Here is an 18506-nt window from a genome sequence, read left to right as displayed (position 1 = left end):
GGATAAGTGTTTATATAAACCATATACTTAGGTTTATTTGTTATGGATTTTAAGATTTTAATTAAGTAGATTATGAACAACATCAATTACAATTCTTTGATTTTCATTAATATTACGGTAAGTTATAAAAATGCTATGGAGCGTGTTTTTACTTTAATACTAGATTTGTAAAAAAGTAATAACATCTTAGCTTTATCTTGCTTAATAATAATTTGAAATTAGAGTTGTGTTGCTTTTGATGACACAACTTTTTATTTTTAATTAATATGTATATATTTATCCATAGAAAAGATATTTGGGTAAAATCATATATAGTAATGAAATTTAACGGCACTTTAGGTGACGTGCTAAAAGGATGTGGATGAATGTATGTTCATCTGCATCCTTAGTTTTTTGTAAGTGGGGTAGTTAAGAAGTTTATTAAATGGGGGTAATAATATGTATACAAAAACTGAGATTCTACAAATTGCTAAGGCGCAGTTAGCGCTTGACTATAATTGCCAAGTGAGTGATTTTAAAAAAGAAAAAAAATACGATAGTTGCAAATAATCTCATTGAGGGCAGACGTATTTATGATCATGATGGATGTTTTTTAAAACTACTCTGTTTTGGTGGGAAAGTAATTATCAGTACATCGCCTATGATGATGCCTTGGTGTGAAGAAAAATTGTTAAATAGAGATGCATGGATTTTTGGATATCCAAAGCTACGAGCACTGGACAAAAAATTGAATGAATTTGGACATGAAATAGCAGATAATCACCATTATTATCTACCAAACCCTGATATACCGTGTGTAGAACCTATTACCGATGTCAAATGGTATGAAGCAAAAGATATTTTGCAGTTTGAGGATGATGATAGGTTTGGAGAAGCTTTTGTTTTTGATGAAAACTTTCCAAATATGCTTGCAGTTGCAGCATATGATGGAGATAACATAATGGGTATGGCTGGTGCCAGTGGAGATAGTAAAACCATGTGGCAAGTTGGTATTGATGTTTTACCTGAGTATCGAGGACGTGGTATAGGAACAAATTTGGTGACACTTTTAAAAAATGAAATTTTAAAACGAGGAAAAATAACCTTTTATGGCACTGGCGAATCCCATTTTCACTCACAAAATATTGCTATAAATGCTGGATTCTTTCCAGCATGGGCAGAACTTTATTCAAGAAGTAAGGAAGAGAAAAAGCATTAAAGGAAAAAGGAGAGGAAAATAATATGAAATATTTAAAAAAATTAATCGGTGAGAAATGTTATCTAGCACAAATGGTTTATGAGGATCATGAAAAGTTTGCAGAATGGTTTACAGACATAAATACAGCTATCGGGCTTGGAGATGCAGCAGGCAATTATTCTATAGAAAGAACTAAAGAATTTTTCGGAAAAAGTTACAGTAGCCAAGCTAATCATTTTTCAATAGTTGATTTAAAGGAAGATAAGTTAATTGGATTTTGCTGGCTTAAAGAAGTATGCACTATAGATAGATCAACGGAATTAGCTATTTTAATAGGTGATGAGAACTTCAGATGTAAAGGTTATGGTGTTGAAGCAATGCAGCTTATTGTAGATTATTGCTTTAACATATTAAACCTACATAATGTGATGGTGGTTGTTTATTCCCATAATGATAAAGCAATACAAATGTATAAGAAAGTTGGCTTCCAGGAATTTGGAAGAAGACGTGAATCTCATTTTATAGGTGGAAAGGCTCATGATGAAGTGTATATGGATATTTTACCTGAAGATTATAAAGGAAAATCAGTAACTGATGTATATTTTTCTAATAATTTATAGTTTTAAGGACACTTCAGAAGAAAGGTCTCTCGCCTCTTCTATAAGTGGGGGTCACATACTACAACAAAAACAAAACATTAAATTATTGAGGTAGGAGGAATATTCAATATGGAAAAATCATTATTAAAAAGTAAAATAATTGTGCAATTAGAAGAAAAAATTCAACATGGAAGTAATGAAGCGCTAGATGAATTTTTGTGTGAGATAGAGCATAAAGGGACTCCATTAATAGAAAAACTAGAGGGCGATTTTGAAAATGATTTAGTTACTTTTGTCTATAAAGCAGATGAAGAAGTTGAAAATATAGTATTCATGCCACCAATTGGAGAAGATAACTTATTAGAAAATAAGATGGAAAGACTTCTTGAAACAAATTTATGGTATATAACTTATAAGGTTCCAAATAACATACGGTTCACATATGCTTTCTCAGTTAATGACTCTATGGAGGTTAATTGTGAAAAAAGATGGGATAATCTAATGTATGACAAGTTCAATGAAAATAGATTGGTTTTTAAGGGTGAAGATGGTGATGCAGATGAATTAAGGTCTTATGCTGTGATGCCAAATGAAAAGGAACATTTTTGGGTTAAAGAAAGAAATGATATCCCTAAAGGGACTATATGTGAACATCAATTTCAAAGTGGAAATTTAGAAGAAAGCCGTAGAATAAGAATTTATATGCCCTATGGTTATGAAAAAATTAATGAACCTTACGGAGTTTTAGTTTTAACAGATGGTGATGAATACATTAATATTCTTTCAAGTATAGCAGTACTAGATAATCTTATAGCTGATAAAAAAATACCACAAATAGTTACTATATTTATTGATTCAACAAAAACAAGAATAAAAGAATTAAAGTGCAATGATAATTTTGCAGATATCATAGTTAAAGAAATAATACCATGGGCTCGTGATAATTATAATATTTCTAGAAAAGCTAATGAGTGCGTAATTGGAGGATATAGTTTAGGTGGATTAACAGCAGCATATTTAGGATTAAAACATTCTGAAGTTTTCGGAAATGTACTTTCTCAGTCAGGCTCTTATTGGTATAAAGCAGAGAATTGTAAAGATGATGAAACAGCTTGCTGGCTAGGTAATGAATTTAAAGAAATAGATAAACTACCTCTTAAGTTTTACTTAAATGTAGGGGTTCTTGAAAATAAAGAAACCATGATTGATACACATATTATTTTTAAAGATATATTAATAGAAAAAGGATATAAGGTAGATTTTAAGTATTTTAATAGTGGACATGATTTCTTATGCTGGGGTGAGACTTTAGCCAATGGATTAACTTCATTGATTGGAGTGAAGTAGTAATTCATAAGACATATAAGGGAAAGATTAAGTTTCTAAAAATTAAAGGAGAAGATAAATGATGAAATATGATTCTTGTAAATATACACATACAGATAGTGAGTTAAAAGAAATGCAAAATTTATTAATTGATAGCTATTCACACAACAATCCACCTATTAATTGGTTTTTTAGTCGATTTCAGAATGGGCACTATGCACACAATTTTAATACATCTGAAGATGATATAAAGAAATTATCAGATAAGGTAAGAATATGGCGCAACAATAGTGGACAACTAGTTGGGTTTTGTATTTCAGAATATGGAGAAGAAGAATTTCACATTCAAGTAAATCCTAATTATAGAGAAGTGGAAAAAGATATCATTCAATGGATAAATGATAGAAATACAGGAATTCAAACAACCTTTTCATTAGAAGAAGATACTTTTAGAATTGAGAACTTAAAATCTGCTGGTTATCAGCAGAAGTGTCATTCGAAAAATATTTATGCATATGATATGTCGGTAACAGTACTAAATGCACAGTTAAAAGAAAGGTTTCGAGTTAGTTCGTTATCTGAATTAAAAGATTTTGATACATTTTTTATAGCTAAAGATGCTGCATTTCCTCGTGCTGGATCAAGTAAACAACGGTTTAAAACTAAGTCGCAGGCACCAGGGTATTATTATGATTGGAATATTATCATAATAACACCAGAGAAGCAGTGTGTTTCATTTTGCACGGTATGGCCTGACTTAAAAAATAAGATGGCAGAAATTGACCCTGTTGGAACGCATCCTGATTTTCAAGGTAAAGGACTGGCTAAAGCAATGCTAAGTAATGTGTTTTCAAGATTGAAGAATGCAGGAATTGAAATGGCTTATATAGATACTGGAGCAGAGCCATTTCCTGCAAATTTTCTATATAAATCATTAGAGCCTGTTAACAAATATAAGATTTTAACTTTTATAAAAGGAGAAAATCAATGTTAAATTATTCAGATGAACAAATTAAAGAAATAGTTTCAAAACTATTAAATGAAAATGTAGAAGTAGACCCTATAGGAAATCATGAACTTAAAAGACATCTTGTTTATAGAGTTAAAAATGAAAGTGGAATTATTGGAGTACTCAAGGTTTACTATAAAAAGAATAAATGGAATAGAGAAGTTGCTTCATTAAGATTTCTTGAAGGAAGTGGTGTTAAAGCTCCTAAAGTTTTAAACTTTGGTAAGCTTGAAGATGGAACAGAATGGATTTTTATGGAGCATAAAGAGGGTGAAGTATTTAGCAAGGTTAAAGATTCTATTAGTGAAGATAATGCAAAAGAGATATATGAAGCAATGGGAGAACAGTTATCTAAAATACACAGCTTAAAGACCTTTGATTTCTTTGGGAATTGGGATGAAAATGGTAATAGCATAGAGAATATAAAGGACTTTTCAATAATTTTCAGAAAAAATGTTGATGCAATTCTCAAAGAGTTATTTGACCAACATTTAGAGGAAGAGCCACTTCAAATACAATGTGCAGAAGTTTTAAAGGGAATGCTTAACTTAGTAGATGATGTTAAAGTGGCACATCTTCATAATGGAGATTTTGGAGAGCGAAATATTCTTGTTGAAAAAGTAGATGAAAAGTGGGAACTTTCAGCGCTAATCGATTTTGAACACTGTGTTCCATATGATAGAGATTCAGAAATAATAGATTGCTATTATAAGTTATTAGATGAAAATCAAAAATTTGCAGAAGCTTTTAAGCGAGGTTATGAAAAGCATATGAAATTTAGTAATGACTTAGAAAGGAAAAAGAAGTTATATGAACTTTACTCAGGGTTAGGTATATGTAGCTGGGCTAAAATACAAGCTCCTGATTATTACTGGGAAGGCATTAAGATACTTAAGAAATATTCATAGCCAGCTAATAAAGATAGGGGAGGCGTTTAATATGGGGATATTAGAATTGACAATAAATAACCATGAAGATTTTGTTGAACTTTTGGGTGAAGAAATAACAAATTATTATTTTATTATAGATGATTTATTGAAGAATAACTATAAAGGAGAATCCTTTCATGTATATGGAGAATATGAACATGGAAAGTTATATGCGTAGAGCAGATAAGTGAGGGGGAAGTAAAATGACCTTTGATGAATTATATAGTATTGCAAAAAAAACATTAAATCCTAGAAAAATTTCAAAAAAATCTTATGCTGGATCTGTTGCAGCAGCAATTCTTTCTGAAAGTGGGAGAGTTTATACTGGAGTATGTATAGATACACCGTCTTCTATGGGATTTTGTGCAGAGCATGCTGCTATTGCTTCAATGATTACTGCAGGAGAAAACAGGATAGTTAGAATGATTGCAGTTTATAAAGATGAAACAATAATACCACCTTGTGGAAGGTGTAGAGAATTTATTTGTCAAGTTCATGATGACAATCATAAATGCGAGGTAATGATAAAACCAGATACAGTGGTAACTATTGGTGATTTATTACCATATCACTGGGAGTAGGGTAATAAGAAACATTCTTGTATTAGAATATTGGGAAAAAAGAATATTAAAGTTAGGGATTTAAAATCAATATATATTGGAAGAAAGAAAATATAAATTAAGGAGTTTTTCAAGATGAAATACAATCAGTGGTCTAATGAAATTAATGTATATGAGTTATCAGAAGGATATAGTATTCATAAAGCAGATTGGAAAGAATTTTCTATTCATTTTGCCACATATGAAATTTTGAGTATAAATGTATGGTTTAGACAGAGTTTTGATATGTGTTGTTCAATTTTAAAAGATTGCAATATTTGCTATTGGATTAAAAAAGACTAATGAATTAGTGGGAGCATGCCTAATATCAATATGGGAAGAATGGCCTAATGTGTATGATATTGCAGTAAAACCATCATTTCAAGGAAATGGACTTGCTAAAAATATGATTAAGAAGGCGTTGACAGTACTAAAAGAACAACATACTGTGCTTAGGTTATTTGTAACACTCGGCAATCATGCAGAAATGAGTTATCATAAGTTGGGATTTTTAGCAGGGGTAGAAACAACTGAGATGTTTTTAATAAAAAAAGAATAGGAGCGATGTTGTGAAGAGAAAAATATAGATTCTGTAGATGAAGTAGCTTAAAAGCTAAAAGTTGAGAACCGTCCCCAAGAGAGGAAAGATTAAGAGCTCTAATCATTCAAAGGTGAATGACTAGAGCTCTTAATGTATTAATATTTATAAAGGTTTTGACTTATTCTTGAAGATATTAAGTTTAATAGTGAAATGCTTATCTAAAAACTTATTTACACCTTTTTTCATACAATAATTATAAGCTGTAATGCTAATAAAAGACCATATTACAGCTATAAACCAACCACCTAAAACATCGGTAGGGTAGTGAACACCAACATAAACTCTGCTAACTCCTACAAGTACTAAATATATAAATATAAGACCACTTATTAAATACGCAATCTTTTTATTCTTCATTCGTTTAATTATAAAGTAAATGATTACGATGCCTATAGCAGTAGAAATAGATGAATGGCCACTAGGAAAACCATAGCCGTGAGCTTCTGTTAGCCATATTCCTGTGGGACGAGGCCTTTTTACTGTGTTTTTAAGTATTAAGTTTGTAAAACCGGTTATTCCAATGTTAAATGTGCAGCAAATAGCTTCTAATTTGTAATTCAAAAGATACAATATAAAAAAACCTAATAAGGTTATTAAAATCTGAGGTTCAGGGTCTGAAGAATTTGAAATAGTAATAAAAAATTGATTCCAGCCTAAATTCATAGAACTTGTTAAATAATTAAGCATTTTAATTTAAACATCCTTCCTAATATTACATTAAGTAATAATATAAATATATATGTACGCATAAATTCAACACAAAAATGCAGGATAAAAGTTAAGTCTCAAAACATACACTTGATATTATATCAAAGGCTACAATTAAAAGATACATTTATGTTGCTATTTAATACAAAGAGATGTATTAAAATATACTTAACATGAGTATTATTTATAAAGGATTGAATTTAGATATATATTTATTGAAAAACAATAAATATATATTGAAAAGTAATTAATTTAGTAGTAATATTAATTTAAAGAAATATTATTACAGGAGGAGCACTTAATGAAATATTATGGCAAAATGTCCTTAGCCTCATTTTTAAAGATATCCTTAGACATTATGATTATTATTGGTATAGCTATTTATTTTATATTATCAAAGGGAATGTTAAGTGGAAAAGAAGTAAATATGGCATGGTTTAGATATAGTATCACATACATTCTATTTAGCATAGGTGGAATTTCAGTTATATTAATCCTATTTCAACTAAGGAAAGTTGTTATTTCTTTAATAAATGTAACGCCATTTATTATAGATAATGTGCTTAGCCTTAAAAGAATATCTTTGCTCTGTTTTATAATTTCCATTTGCTATGCTTTGAATTTTGTTATAAATGGACAATATAAAAATTTTAGTATAGCCTACATTGACTCTAGTGGAATACATACTGACATCGAATTTTTAATATTCTTTTTCGCTGGATGGTTTATTCTAATTCTATCTAAGGTATTTAAGCAGGCTGTTGAAGCCAAAGAGGAAAATGAATTTACAATATAATGATAAATTATAGTTAAAAACTGTTATGTGCTCCAGAGAAATACAAGGGGGATGAATATGGCAATTGTCGTAAATTTAGACGTTATGATGGCAAAAAGAAAGATATCTTTGTCAGATCTGGCAATTAGAGTTGGAATAACAAATGCAAATTTATCTATATTAAAGACCTCTAAGGCAAAGGCTATTAGGTTTAGCACATTAGAAGCTATTTGTAGGGAACTTAAATGTACACCAGGGGATATTCTCGAGTATAAGGAAGATGAATAAAATTATGGGGGTATTAAAATGGAAAAGAAGGAGCTTCAGTCTGAAATTAAGAAAGAAATAGCTAATGTAGATTCTCAAATTGGTATAAATGAAAAAATATATACTATAGGTATTACACTTATTTTAGCAATAATTTACGAAACATTTTTTGATGGTAAACAATCTGGTGTTTCTATTCCTATATTTTATATTATGTTCATGGGATTCTTCCTGTGGAGTGTGAGGGAAAAGGTTAGATTTAAAAAAAATACTGGATTTATTATGGTCATAGCAACATTATTAATAGCATTAAATTACTCTATTCATTCTAACAGTATTCTAAATTTTATTAATGGAATTATGATAGTGACACTCACTCTTGTAAGTACCATGTTAATTAGATATGAGAATATGAAATGGGATAATCCAAATTTAATAAATACGGTATTTCAAAGAGTTATTAAAGCTATACCAGAAAATATTGATAAGCCTTTCATATTTATTAAGAGTAGGCTAGCTTCTAAAGATAAAAAAGAAATGAGTTCTACAAAGAAAAGTATCATAAGAGGATTAATTATTTCTATACCCCTATTAATAGTAGTTTTAATTTTATTAACATCAGCAGATATGGTATTTAAGAACTATATAGCCAATTTCTTTGATGGTTTTCAGTTTTTAAGCATTGGAAAAGTCATAAATCAATTAATAGTTATTATAGTAGCTTTTGTGATTATGTTTTCATATGTATGGAGTTTCAAATATAACTGTGATGAAAGTGGAAATAGAAAGACAGATATAAAGTGGGAACCAGTTACTATATTAACTATTATTTTTATGATAAATATAGTATATCTACTATTTTCAATAGTACAATTTTCATACCTTTATGGTGGAGGCAGTAACGTTCTTCCTAGTCAATTCACATATTCTGAATATGCAAGAAAAGGTTTCTTTGAACTTGTTGCTGTTACAATAATTAATTTTGTCATATTGCTTAGTAGTATGAACTTTATTAAAAAGAGCAGCAAGGCAGTAAATATAATAAGTAATGTTTTCTTAACCATCCTTGTAGCATTTACATTAAATATGCTATTTTCAGCTCATTATAAGATGTCTTTATATGAACAAATTTATGGATTTACTTATTTAAGGATTTTTGTTCATTTATTTATGCTTATGTTATTTATGTTACTTATGGTGCTAGTAATTGGTATTTGGAATAGAAGAATGCCACTTAATAAGGTTTTAATAGTAATTATTTTGGGTATGTATATTTTACTAAATTACATTAATGTGGATAAAGTAATTGCTGAGAAAAATATAGATATATATTATAAAACCCAGAAGATTGATGTGTTTTATTTAAAGAACCTATCTTACGACGCTATTCCCGAGATATTAAGGTTAAAAGATGATCCAAATGTTGATGTGTCTAGAGAAGTTAATAGTTATTTAGAGGATTTGCGGAACAAACTATCAGAAGAGTATTCCTGGTATGAATTTAATTATTCAAAGTATAGGGCTAAAAAGATTATAGAAGAAAATTAGCGAGGCTAATAGATGGTCTAAGAAGAAGGAAAGCATAGCATACAAGTATATCCACTTGTATGCTATAATTTTATGTGAAAGAGTAAGTTAGGAGGAAATAATATGGAGAAACACATTAGATTTGAGATAATAACCAAAGATAGATTAGGGATAACAGTAACAATACTCGAGAAGATTTACAAAGCAGCAATAAACCTCCTTTCTGTGGAGGTATTTCCTAAAAAGATTTGTGTTAAGATGCAGGATATGGGTGATTTTCGGAAGGAAACATTAAAAAAACAACTTTCTTCAATAGAAGACGTTGTCACGATTAATGAAATTAACTTACTTAATTATGAAGAGAATGAAAGAAAGCTTCTAGCTATTTTAGATTCCGTTGATGAAGGCATAATGGTTATAAATAAAAAGTTTCAAATAGATATTTTCAATAATTACTGTGAAAAGGTATATCATTGCAAAAAGGAAGAGGTCATAGGAACTGATATAAGAGAACTCATAGGGGAAGATGCCCCAGCTATAAACCTTATAAACGGTGGGTTAAAGTACGATAATGTAGAAGTCAATATTAATACAGAAAGAGGAGAAGTGCATTATCTAACTACAGGTAGAGCAATTATAGATGATAACGATATTATTATAGGAGCAGTTGCATCCATTAAGGATATTCACAAAGCCATAGAGATTGCAAATGTCATCTCGGGAACGCCTGAGGTTGCATTTAATGAAATTGTAGGAAATAGTAATAAGATAGAAAATGTAAAAAAACTAGTTAGCACTGTAGCTAAAAGTGATTCCACTATACTTTTTAGAGGGGAAAGCGGTACAGGAAAAGAGTTATTTGCAAAGGCAGTTCAAAGCTTAAGCAGCAGAAAAAATAAGCCCTTTGTAAAAATAAGCTGTGCAGCCCTTCCGGATAACTTGATAGAAAGTGAGCTATTTGGTTACGAAAAGGGGAGTTTTACAGGAGCTCTTAATAGTGGGAAAGAAGGTCTTTTTAAAGAGGCTCACGGTGGAACCATGTTTTTAGATGAAATAGGGGAACTTTCTATGGTATTACAAGCAAAGCTTTTAAGGGTTCTGCAAGAAGGTGTTATTAGAAAGATTGGAAGTTCAAAAGAAGAAAGTGTAGATGTAAGAATTATTGCAGCTACTAATAGGAACTTAGAAGAAATGATTAAGCAGGGAAAGTTTAGAGAAGATTTATATTATAGATTAAATGTTATTCCTGTAGTTATACCACCACTTAGAGAGAGACTAGAAGATGTTTCTCCATTAGTTAACTTATTTATTACCAAGTTTAATAAAAAATTAGGCAAGGAAATTAAGGGTACAGAGCTTTCCTTTATAAATAGATTACTGCAATATAATTGGCCAGGAAACATAAGGGAACTCCAAAATGTAATTGAAAGAGCGATGAATTTGTGTGATAGTGAGATTATTTCACTTTCCAATCTTATTTTAGATATAGGCCTAGTAAGTGATGTGGAAAATAAAATTGATTTAGATGTAAATAAGGTTTTAAAGCTTAAAGAAGTGGTGGAAATTTGTGAAAAGCAGGCCATAGTAATAGCACTTAGGAAAAATAAAAGTATGAGAAAAACAGCAAAAGAATTGGGCGTTTCCCATACTACTATTATAAATAAAATTAATAAATATAAAATAAATGAGAGTTAATTCAATAAATATATATCATTTCTTGATTGATAATTTAAATTTATTGCGGATGTAAATAATAATTGCCATATGGAAAGAAATATTTACAAAATTATAAGAATTGTGGTTATGAAAATTTCCATACTATTAAAAGCAATTAATTTTTATTTCTTAATTAGGATAAAGTTAAATATTATGTAGAAAATAATAGCTAAATGCAGTTTTTACATTGTGTTTCAAACTAAAATAATTTTTTACAAAGTTGGCTAGAGAATTGCTAGTGTAGTTATATAAAGAAATATTATTTTAGGGGGAATTCTAATGAATAAAGAACAGTTACTTAATAGTGGATTTGGAACTAAAGCTATACATGGTGGAAATAAAAAGGATCAATACGGGTCATTAGCTACTCCAATACATCAAACAGCTACCTTTATTTTTGATAGTGCAGAGCAAGGTGGAAGAAGATTTGCAGGAGAAGAAGATGGATATATTTACACAAGGCTTGGAAACCCTACTAATACAGTTTTAGAAGAAAAATTGGCAATGCTTGAAGGCGGAGAAGCATGTATGTCAATGGCATCAGGCATTGGAGCTATTTCTTCAGTTATGTGGACAGCATTAAAAGCTGGAGATCATGTGATTTCAGCACAAACTATTTATGGATGTACTCATGCGTTTTTAGCTCATGGTATAGCTAGATATGGAGTTGAAGTTACTTTTGTAGATGCTTCAAATCCTGAAAATATTAAAAATGCTATGAGAGAAAATACAAGAGTTATTTTCCTAGAAACACCTGCAAATCCAACATTACTTATAACAGATATAGGCGAAATATCAAAGATTGCTCACTCACAAGAAAACTGTATGGTTATAGTGGATAATACATTTTGTACTCCATACATACAAAGACCATTAGAATTAGGTGCAGACGTTGTAATACACTCTGGCACTAAGTTTATTAATGGACATGGTGACGTAATTTCAGGTTTTGCTGTTGGAACTAAAGAGTTTATCGATCAAGTTAGATTATTTGGTGTTAAGGATATGACAGGAGCTAGTTTAAGTCCTTTTGATGCATTTTTAATTATAAGAGGAATGAAAACACTAGAAATAAGAATGGAAAGACATTGCAGCAATGCAATGGCTGTTGCTGAATTTTTAGAATCACATCCAGCGGTAGAAAAAGTATATTATCCAGGACTTAAGAGTTTTTCACAATATGAATTAGCAAAAAAACAAATGAGTCTTCCAGGAGGAATTATCGCTTTCGAAATAAAGGGCGGAATTGAGGATGGTAAAAAAGTTATAAATTCTGTGCATCTTTGTAGCATTGCTGTTAGTTTAGGAGATGCTGAAACACTAATAGAGCATCCTGCTTCAATGACTCATTCACCATATTCACCAGAGGAAAGATTAGAAGCTGGTATAACTGATGGATTAATAAGACTAGCAGTTGGTCTTGAAAACGTTGAAGATATAATTGCTGATTTAAATCAATCTCTTAATTTAATTGTTAAATAGTAAGTATCATAATATATAACTTAAAATAGAAAGGTAGTATTCATATTTCATGTGGATAACCTTTCTATTTTTTATGCTTGACAGTAAAATAAGAAAGTGCTATTCTTAAGTTGAAAATTTAATAAATCCTTCAGGGTAGGTGAGATTCCTAACCGGCGGTATAGCCCGCGAGCCGAAAGGTAGATCTGGTTTGATTCCAGAGCCGACAGTAAAGTCTGGATGGGAGAAGGAAAATAATGATTATGAATATTAAAGAAGTATATTTGCTATCTATGCAAGGTAGTAGTTTATTGATTTTATATTTGTATTGAAAGTATCTAGTTCTAATTAGATATATTAGTAGCTTTTTAAGCCCTGAAAACATTGTTTTCAGGGCTTTGTTTATGTTCATGCTACTTTTTAAAGTTTATTTCATAAAAATTATGCATATTAAGAAAAGAAATCCACGTAAACATTGCTACTATAATTACAGTATAAGGAGTGATAAGTTGGATAATTATTATATGGGAAGAGCAATTGAATTATCGAAGAAAGCAATGGGATTTGTAAATCCTAACCCTTTAGTGGGGGCTATTATTGTAAAGGATAATAGAATAATTGGAGAAGGCTATCATGAATATTTTGGTGGCCCCCATGCAGAAGTCAACGCTTTTGCAAATGCCACAGAAGATGTAGAAGGGGCAACTATGTACGTGACTTTGGAGCCTTGCTCTCACTATGGTAAAACACCACCTTGTGCAGATGCTATAGTTAAAAACAAAATATCCAAAGTGGTAGTTGGAATGATAGACCCTAACCCTAAAGTTTCAGGGCGTGGCATAGAAATTCTTAGAAGTAATGGAATAGAAGTAACATCAGGAATAATGGACAAGGAAATAAGAAAGATAAATGAAATATTTATAAAATATATAACCCGAAAAGAGCCCTTTTGCATCATGAAAACCGCTATGACATTGGATGGGAAAATAGCAACAGCTACTGGTGATTCAATGTGGATAAGTAATGAAAAGTCTAGAGCTTATGTGCATGAAATCCGGCATATGGTAAGTGGAATTATGGTGGGAATTGGAACTGTTTTAAAAGATGATCCAGAGCTTACAACAAGAAGAGAAGGTGTAATTAGCAAAAATCTTATGAGAATAATTATAGATAGCACAGCAAAAGTACCTTTAGAAGCAAAGGTCTTAAACTGTAATGAAAAAACAAAAACTATTGTTGTTACAACGGAGCTTGCTAATAATAACAAGCTTGAAGCTATTAAAGAAAAAGGCGCGCAAGTTATTATAACGCCAAGTATAAATAATCGAGTAGATTTAAATTACTTGATGAGAGTTCTAGGTGAAATAGGAATAGATAGTATTCTTTTAGAAGGTGGTAGCACGTTAAATTATGCGGCCCTTAAGGCAGGAGTGGTGGATAAAGTTATTACTTTTATTTCGCCAAAAATATTTGGAGGAACCTCTTCTAAAACTCCAGTTGGAGGGAAGGGAGTAGAATATGTTAAGGATTCTATTTTGCTTACAGATACTGAAATAAAAAGATTCGACGAAGATATTATGATAGAAAGTTACATAAAGAAAGTAATTAGTTAAAAGGATGTGAATAGATGTTTACAGGCTTAATTGAGGAAATTGGGGAGATAAAGTCCATAGAAAAGGCTGCGAAGTCTGCAAGGATTACTATAAAATCACAAAGGGTCCTTAAAGATATAAAGCTTGGTGATAGTATTTGTACTAACGGAGTGTGCCTTACAGTAACAGAATTCACTAGCAATACTTTTAGTGTGGATGTAATGGCAGAGACAGTGAGGAGCAGTAATTTAGGAAAGTTAAAACCAGGTTCTAAGGTGAATTTAGAGCGTGCTTTAAGACTTAGTGATAGGTTAGGTGGGCATATAGTAAGTGGACATATTGATGGAATTGGAACCATTGTTGATCTGGAAAGGGAAGAAAATGCTACTTGGGTGTCTGTTGAAACTACAAAGAATATTTTAAGGTACATTGTACATAAAGGCTCAATAACCATTGATGGCATCAGTTTAACTGTAGCATATGTGGATGATAACATTTTTAAAGTATCAATAATACCCCATACTAAGGATGAAACTACTCTAGTAATTAAGAAAATTGGAGATAAGGTTAATCTTGAAAGTGACATGATGGCAAAGTATGTTGAAAAGCTATTGAAGTATGATGAAAGTGTAGAAGAGAAGAAGCCTATGGGGATGGATTTTCTTAAGGAAAATGGATTTGCATAAGGATTTAGACAACATAATATACTAATTTAAAGATAAGGGGTGCGTGAAATGTATAAATTTAATACCATTGAAGAAGCAATAGAAGATATTAAAAATGGGAAAGTTATTGTGGTTGTAGATGATGAAGATAGGGAAAATGAAGGAGACTTACTTATAGCAGCGGAAATGGCTACTACAGAAAATATAAACTTTATGGCGAAACATGGTCGCGGACTTATCTGCATGCCTATTATTAAAGAAAGATTAGATAAATTAAGTATAAACCAAATGGTAGAACATAACACAGATGCAAAAGAAACAGCCTTTACAGTTTCTATTGATGCAGTAACATGTACTACAGGGATATCTGCTGGAGAAAGAGCATCTACTATATTAAAAGTACTAGACAAAGATTCTGCGCCACTTGATTTTAGTAGACCAGGGCATGTATTTCCATTAACAGCAAAGGAAGGTGGAGTATTAAAAAGAGCCGGACATACCGAAGCAGCAGTTGATTTAGCGAGACTTGCCGGGTTATTTCCAGCAGGTGTAATTTGTGAAATTATGAGTGAAGATGGCTCAATGGCTAGGGTGCCAGAACTAATGGAATATGTTAAAAAGCATGATTTAAAAATAATCACTATAGCAGATTTGATATCCTATAGAAGACAAAATGAATCTCTTGTAGAAATGGTTACGAAAGCCCAAATGCCAACAAGATATGGTGAGTTTACAATATACGGATTTGTTAATAAGATTAATGGAGAACATCATGTAGCCTTAGTTAAGGGTGAAATAAGTAAAGACAAACCTGTACTTGTTAGGGTACATTCTGAGTGTCTAACTGGAGATGCGCTTGGGTCAAGTAGATGTGATTGTGGACAGCAATATGATGCAGCCATGAAAGCAATAGCAAAAGAAGATTGTGGGATTTTGCTTTATATGAGGCAAGAAGGTCGTGGAATTGGATTAATTAACAAGTTAAAGGCTTACAACCTTCAAGATGAAGGAATGGATACCGTAGAAGCAAATATAGCATTAGGCTTTCCAGAAGACATGAGAGATTATGGCATAGGAGCTCAGATACTAGAGTTATTAGGTGCTAAAAAAGTAAGACTTATGACTAATAATCCTAAAAAAATATCAGGCATTTCGGGTTATGGCATTGATATAGTTGAAAGGGTGGCTATAGAGATGAATCATAACGAAAAAAATAAGTTTTATCTTGAAACTAAAAAAGAGAAAATGGGACATTTACTTAAATTCTAATAAATGTAGGTTAATTAGAAGTCAAAAATATTTTAAATTAATAGGAGGAAAAAATAATGAAGACATATGAAGGTAAATTAATAGCAGAAGGTTTAAAGTTTGGAATTATAGTAGGTAGATTTAATGAGTTTATAGGTGGAAAATTATTATCAGGAGCAATAGATGGCTTAAAACGTCATGGTGTAGAAGAAGAAAATATTGAACTTGCATGGGTTCCAGGTGCATTTGAGATGCCTCTAATTGCAAAGAAGATGGCAAAGTCAGGTAAGTATGACGGAGTAATATGTTTAGGAGCAGTTATAAGGGGAGCTACACCTCATTTTGATTATGTGTCTGGTGAGGTTACTAAAGGTATTGCATCTGTATCATTAGAAACAGAAGTTCCAGTTATTTTTGGAGTACTTACCACTGATAGTATTGAGCAAGCTATTGAAAGAGCAGGAACAAAAGCAGGGAATAAAGGTTATGATGCTGCAGTAACCGCAATAGAAATGGCTAATTTATTAAAAGAAATTTAGTAGTTTATTAGAAAAAGAAGTAGAGATACTTCTTTTTTTGTTGACCTTAGTATATAAGTATTTTATAATTTGCTTATGTAGTTATATAGTTATATGAAGTTTTTTCTATAAGTAAATATTAAAAACAATGGAGGTAGCTATGGAAATTAAGATTTTAGGTGAAGGCTGTGACAAATGTACTAAGGTTTTAGAAAATACTAAAATAGCTCTAGAAGAGTTAGAGGTAGAAGCAAGTATTGAAAAGGTTGAAGATATAGTTCAAATGATGAAATATGGAGTTATGTCAACTCCAGCCATAGTTATTAATGGAAAAGTAAAAGCCCTTGGTAAGATTTTTTCAGTGAATGAAATTAAAAAATATATTAATCAAGAATTAGGATGAATAATTAAATTTTAAGATAGAAGCTGCAAAAATAATTAATTGAAAAGAGGTACGCAATTGGAAAGTAAAACAAGTTTATATTTGCTAACAGGCTTTTTAGGCGCAGGCAAAACTACTTTGCTAACAAATATCCTTAACAATTTATCCAAAGAAAAAGTTGGAGTTATAATGAATGAGTTTGGGAAAATAGGTATTGATGGACAAATTATTAAAAAAGATGGTATGGAATTAATTGAAATAAACAAGGGTTCTATATTTTGCTCTTGTCTAAAATTATCTTTTGCCCAAGCTATGATTGAAATGTCAAAACAATCGCTTAAATATTTATTTGTAGAGAGCTCTGGCCTTGCAGATCCATCTAACATTGGAGATGTATTAAGAGGTGTTGAATCAGTAGTAGGTAGTGTTTATGATTATAAAGGAGCGATATGTCTTGTTGATGCGCTTCATTTTTTAGATCAAATAGAGGATTTAGAAACAGTAGAAAGGCAGCTTAAACATTGTCATTTGGTTGTAATTAGTAAAATAGATTTAGTTAGTGAAAAAGTGATTTCTGATATTAAAAATAGAATTAGACAAATTAATGATAAGGTTACCATTGAGGAATGTAGTTTCGGAGAATTAAGCTATGATTTTTTAGAGCAAGATTTAATGAAAAATAAATGGGCGGAAGATGAAGAAAGCACCAATACCCCAGAAAGCAAACCTAAAAGCTTAAATTTAACTTTTCATGGACAAGTAGCTAAAGAAAAGCTAAGTGAATTCCTAAATAGTGTTTCAGAAGATACTTATAGGATAAAAGGATTTTTTAAATTAGAAGATGGATGGAATCAAGTAGATGTGGTTAATAGAAAAATTGATTATAAGGTATCTCCTTTTGAAGAAGTGGAGTCTCAATTAGTTTTTATATCAAAGATAGGGCCTAATATAATAAAACCAATTATAGAAAATTGGAATGCAATTGTAGGACAAGAAATGAAACTAAGATAGGCAACTGCCGCTTATAGAAGATGGAAGATTTGAAGCTTCCAAAATGTTGTTAAAATCTAGAATTATAAGGAGTAAGTAAATGGGACTAGGAGACAGTGTGTTTACTATTATATTTGTTATGATGGGTGCATCGGCTGTTGTTTCTGGCTTGAATTTTGAGAAGAAACAAGGCAAAAATTTTAAAGGCGAAAATAAACAGGATTATATTAAAATAAATAAGCTTGTTTTAATTTCAATGGGGGGAATAATTCTAATTGGGACTTTCCTTGCACAAGGGATACCCATATTTAAGGATATAATAATAAATATATCTATTGTAAGTTTGTTTATTGTGTGGATTTTCTACTCAGTAATTTCAAAAAAAAGATTTGGCAATAAAAAATGATGAAATATTTA

Annotated in this window: 22 protein-coding genes and 1 riboswitch; of the genes, 21 read left to right on the top strand and 1 reads right to left on the bottom strand. The window is 30.8% G+C overall.

Features of this window, described 5'->3' with window-relative positions:
* Window positions 1-667: 667 nt before the first annotated feature.
* The 9 genes from LGK97_RS09950 to LGK97_RS09910 all read left to right on the top strand — a co-directional run bounded on the left by LGK97_RS09950 (window position 668) and on the right by LGK97_RS09910 (window position 6198).
* Window positions 668-1198 carry a GNAT family N-acetyltransferase gene (locus LGK97_RS09950; RefSeq protein ID WP_226259614.1) on the top strand — a complete coding sequence of 177 codons (531 nt, stop codon included), beginning with the start codon at window positions 668-670 and terminating at the stop codon, window positions 1196-1198.
* Between the two features lie 23 nt (window positions 1199-1221).
* The gene (locus tag LGK97_RS09945; RefSeq protein ID WP_226259613.1) at window positions 1222-1797 is read left to right on the top strand and encodes a GNAT family N-acetyltransferase; all 576 of its coding nucleotides are present in this window, start codon (window positions 1222-1224) and stop codon (window positions 1795-1797) included.
* Between the two features lie 108 nt (window positions 1798-1905).
* Window positions 1906-3123, top strand: a complete 1218-nt coding sequence (locus LGK97_RS09940; protein ID WP_226259612.1) for an alpha/beta hydrolase — start codon at window positions 1906-1908, stop codon at window positions 3121-3123.
* A gap of 58 nt (window positions 3124-3181) precedes the next feature.
* A complete protein-coding gene (locus LGK97_RS09935) occupies window positions 3182-4096 on the top strand; it encodes a GNAT family N-acetyltransferase (protein ID WP_226259611.1) in 915 nt (304 codons plus the stop codon).
* The gene (locus LGK97_RS09930) at window positions 4090-5019 is read left to right on the top strand and encodes an aminoglycoside phosphotransferase family protein (RefSeq protein WP_226259610.1); all 930 of its coding nucleotides are present in this window, start codon (window positions 4090-4092) and stop codon (window positions 5017-5019) included. Before LGK97_RS09935 ends, LGK97_RS09930 begins: the two co-directional genes overlap by 7 nt.
* Window positions 5020-5050: 31 nt before the next feature.
* Window positions 5051-5218 (top strand): hypothetical protein, encoded by a 168-nt coding sequence (locus LGK97_RS09925; RefSeq protein ID WP_226259609.1) that lies wholly within the window; start codon window positions 5051-5053, stop codon window positions 5216-5218.
* Window positions 5219-5243: 25 nt separating this feature from the next.
* Window positions 5244-5621 carry a cytidine deaminase family protein gene (locus LGK97_RS09920; RefSeq protein WP_226259608.1) on the top strand — a complete coding sequence of 126 codons (378 nt, stop codon included), beginning with the start codon at window positions 5244-5246 and terminating at the stop codon, window positions 5619-5621.
* A 114-nt stretch (window positions 5622-5735) separates the two neighbouring features.
* Complete coding sequence (locus LGK97_RS09915; RefSeq protein WP_226259607.1) at window positions 5736-5942, top strand: hypothetical protein; 207 nt, start codon at window positions 5736-5738, stop codon at window positions 5940-5942.
* A gap of 7 nt (window positions 5943-5949) precedes the next feature.
* Window positions 5950-6198, top strand: a complete 249-nt coding sequence (locus LGK97_RS09910) for a GNAT family N-acetyltransferase (protein WP_319001558.1) — start codon at window positions 5950-5952, stop codon at window positions 6196-6198.
* A gap of 144 nt (window positions 6199-6342) precedes the next feature.
* On the opposite strand, the gene LGK97_RS09905 is transcribed toward LGK97_RS09910, so the two are convergent.
* Window positions 6343-6927, bottom strand: a complete 585-nt coding sequence (locus LGK97_RS09905) for a phosphatase PAP2 family protein (RefSeq protein ID WP_226259606.1) — start codon at window positions 6925-6927, stop codon at window positions 6343-6345.
* Window positions 6928-7249: 322 nt separating this feature from the next.
* On the opposite strand from LGK97_RS09905, the gene LGK97_RS09900 reads away from it, so the two are divergent.
* The 12 genes from LGK97_RS09900 (at window position 7250) to LGK97_RS09845 (ending at window position 18495) form a co-directional block, all read left to right on the top strand.
* Window positions 7250-7744, top strand: coding sequence for a DUF2975 domain-containing protein (locus tag LGK97_RS09900; protein WP_226259605.1), 495 nt, complete (start codon window positions 7250-7252; stop codon window positions 7742-7744).
* A 57-nt stretch (window positions 7745-7801) separates the two neighbouring features.
* On the top strand, window positions 7802-8011 hold the full coding sequence (locus LGK97_RS09895) for a helix-turn-helix domain-containing protein (RefSeq protein ID WP_226259604.1): 210 nt from the start codon (window positions 7802-7804) through the stop codon (window positions 8009-8011).
* A gap of 18 nt (window positions 8012-8029) precedes the next feature.
* Window positions 8030-9538, top strand: a complete 1509-nt coding sequence (locus LGK97_RS09890) for a DUF4153 domain-containing protein (RefSeq protein WP_226259603.1) — start codon at window positions 8030-8032, stop codon at window positions 9536-9538.
* 102 nt (window positions 9539-9640) lie between these two features.
* Complete coding sequence (locus tag LGK97_RS09885) at window positions 9641-11212, top strand: sigma 54-interacting transcriptional regulator (RefSeq protein ID WP_226259602.1); 1572 nt, start codon at window positions 9641-9643, stop codon at window positions 11210-11212.
* Window positions 11213-11512: 300 nt separating this feature from the next.
* Window positions 11513-12715 (top strand): methionine gamma-lyase, encoded by a 1203-nt coding sequence (gene megL, locus LGK97_RS09880; protein WP_226259601.1) that lies wholly within the window; start codon window positions 11513-11515, stop codon window positions 12713-12715.
* 122 nt (window positions 12716-12837) lie between these two features.
* Window positions 12838-12950, top strand: a riboswitch (FMN riboswitch).
* A 253-nt stretch (window positions 12951-13203) separates the two neighbouring features.
* On the top strand, window positions 13204-14307 hold the full coding sequence (gene ribD, locus LGK97_RS09875; protein WP_226259600.1) for a bifunctional diaminohydroxyphosphoribosylaminopyrimidine deaminase/5-amino-6-(5-phosphoribosylamino)uracil reductase RibD: 1104 nt from the start codon (window positions 13204-13206) through the stop codon (window positions 14305-14307).
* A gap of 14 nt (window positions 14308-14321) precedes the next feature.
* Window positions 14322-14972: a riboflavin synthase gene (locus LGK97_RS09870; protein WP_226259599.1), complete on the top strand. Its 651-nt coding sequence runs from the start codon at window positions 14322-14324 to the stop codon at window positions 14970-14972.
* A gap of 48 nt (window positions 14973-15020) precedes the next feature.
* Window positions 15021-16220 (top strand): bifunctional 3,4-dihydroxy-2-butanone-4-phosphate synthase/GTP cyclohydrolase II, encoded by a 1200-nt coding sequence (locus LGK97_RS09865; protein WP_226259598.1) that lies wholly within the window; start codon window positions 15021-15023, stop codon window positions 16218-16220.
* 56 nt (window positions 16221-16276) lie between these two features.
* On the top strand, window positions 16277-16738 hold the full coding sequence (ribE, locus tag LGK97_RS09860) for a 6,7-dimethyl-8-ribityllumazine synthase (protein WP_226259597.1): 462 nt from the start codon (window positions 16277-16279) through the stop codon (window positions 16736-16738).
* A 139-nt stretch (window positions 16739-16877) separates the two neighbouring features.
* The gene (locus LGK97_RS09855) at window positions 16878-17120 is read left to right on the top strand and encodes a thioredoxin family protein (RefSeq protein ID WP_226259596.1); all 243 of its coding nucleotides are present in this window, start codon (window positions 16878-16880) and stop codon (window positions 17118-17120) included.
* Window positions 17121-17177: 57 nt separating this feature from the next.
* A complete protein-coding gene (locus tag LGK97_RS09850) occupies window positions 17178-18110 on the top strand; it encodes a CobW family GTP-binding protein (protein WP_226259595.1) in 933 nt (310 codons plus the stop codon).
* A 79-nt stretch (window positions 18111-18189) separates the two neighbouring features.
* Window positions 18190-18495 carry a hypothetical protein gene (locus LGK97_RS09845; protein WP_226259594.1) on the top strand — a complete coding sequence of 102 codons (306 nt, stop codon included), beginning with the start codon at window positions 18190-18192 and terminating at the stop codon, window positions 18493-18495.
* Window positions 18496-18506 lie beyond the last annotated feature (11 nt).

The organism is Clostridium sp. CS001, assembly GCF_020443565.1.
Classification (GTDB): domain Bacteria; phylum Bacillota; class Clostridia; order Clostridiales; family Clostridiaceae; genus Clostridium_AD.
The sequence above is the reverse complement of the archived record's forward strand: the minus strand, read 5'-3'. Positions and strand labels throughout refer to the sequence as shown.

Coding starts and splice junctions, on each gene's coding strand:
- LGK97_RS09885 (WP_226259602.1), top strand. CDS start 9,641: ATGGAGAAACACATTAGATTTGAGATAATAACCAAAGATAGATTAGGG.
- ribE (WP_226259597.1), top strand. CDS start 16,277: ATGAAGACATATGAAGGTAAATTAATAGCAGAAGGTTTAAAGTTTGGA.
- LGK97_RS09900 (WP_226259605.1), top strand. CDS start 7,250: ATGAAATATTATGGCAAAATGTCCTTAGCCTCATTTTTAAAGATATCC.
- LGK97_RS09865 (WP_226259598.1), top strand. CDS start 15,021: ATGTATAAATTTAATACCATTGAAGAAGCAATAGAAGATATTAAAAAT.
- LGK97_RS09845 (WP_226259594.1), top strand. CDS start 18,190: ATGGGACTAGGAGACAGTGTGTTTACTATTATATTTGTTATGATGGGT.
- LGK97_RS09940 (WP_226259612.1), top strand. CDS start 1,906: ATGGAAAAATCATTATTAAAAAGTAAAATAATTGTGCAATTAGAAGAA.
- megL (WP_226259601.1), top strand. CDS start 11,513: ATGAATAAAGAACAGTTACTTAATAGTGGATTTGGAACTAAAGCTATA.
- LGK97_RS09870 (WP_226259599.1), top strand. CDS start 14,322: ATGTTTACAGGCTTAATTGAGGAAATTGGGGAGATAAAGTCCATAGAA.
- LGK97_RS09930 (WP_226259610.1), top strand. CDS start 4,090: ATGTTAAATTATTCAGATGAACAAATTAAAGAAATAGTTTCAAAACTA.
- LGK97_RS09905 (WP_226259606.1), bottom strand. CDS start 6,927: ATGCTTAATTATTTAACAAGTTCTATGAATTTAGGCTGGAATCAATTT.
- LGK97_RS09935 (WP_226259611.1), top strand. CDS start 3,182: ATGATGAAATATGATTCTTGTAAATATACACATACAGATAGTGAGTTA.
- LGK97_RS09925 (WP_226259609.1), top strand. CDS start 5,051: ATGGGGATATTAGAATTGACAATAAATAACCATGAAGATTTTGTTGAA.
- LGK97_RS09855 (WP_226259596.1), top strand. CDS start 16,878: ATGGAAATTAAGATTTTAGGTGAAGGCTGTGACAAATGTACTAAGGTT.
- LGK97_RS09920 (WP_226259608.1), top strand. CDS start 5,244: ATGACCTTTGATGAATTATATAGTATTGCAAAAAAAACATTAAATCCT.
- LGK97_RS09915 (WP_226259607.1), top strand. CDS start 5,736: ATGAAATACAATCAGTGGTCTAATGAAATTAATGTATATGAGTTATCA.
- LGK97_RS09890 (WP_226259603.1), top strand. CDS start 8,030: ATGGAAAAGAAGGAGCTTCAGTCTGAAATTAAGAAAGAAATAGCTAAT.
- LGK97_RS09895 (WP_226259604.1), top strand. CDS start 7,802: ATGGCAATTGTCGTAAATTTAGACGTTATGATGGCAAAAAGAAAGATA.
- LGK97_RS09945 (WP_226259613.1), top strand. CDS start 1,222: ATGAAATATTTAAAAAAATTAATCGGTGAGAAATGTTATCTAGCACAA.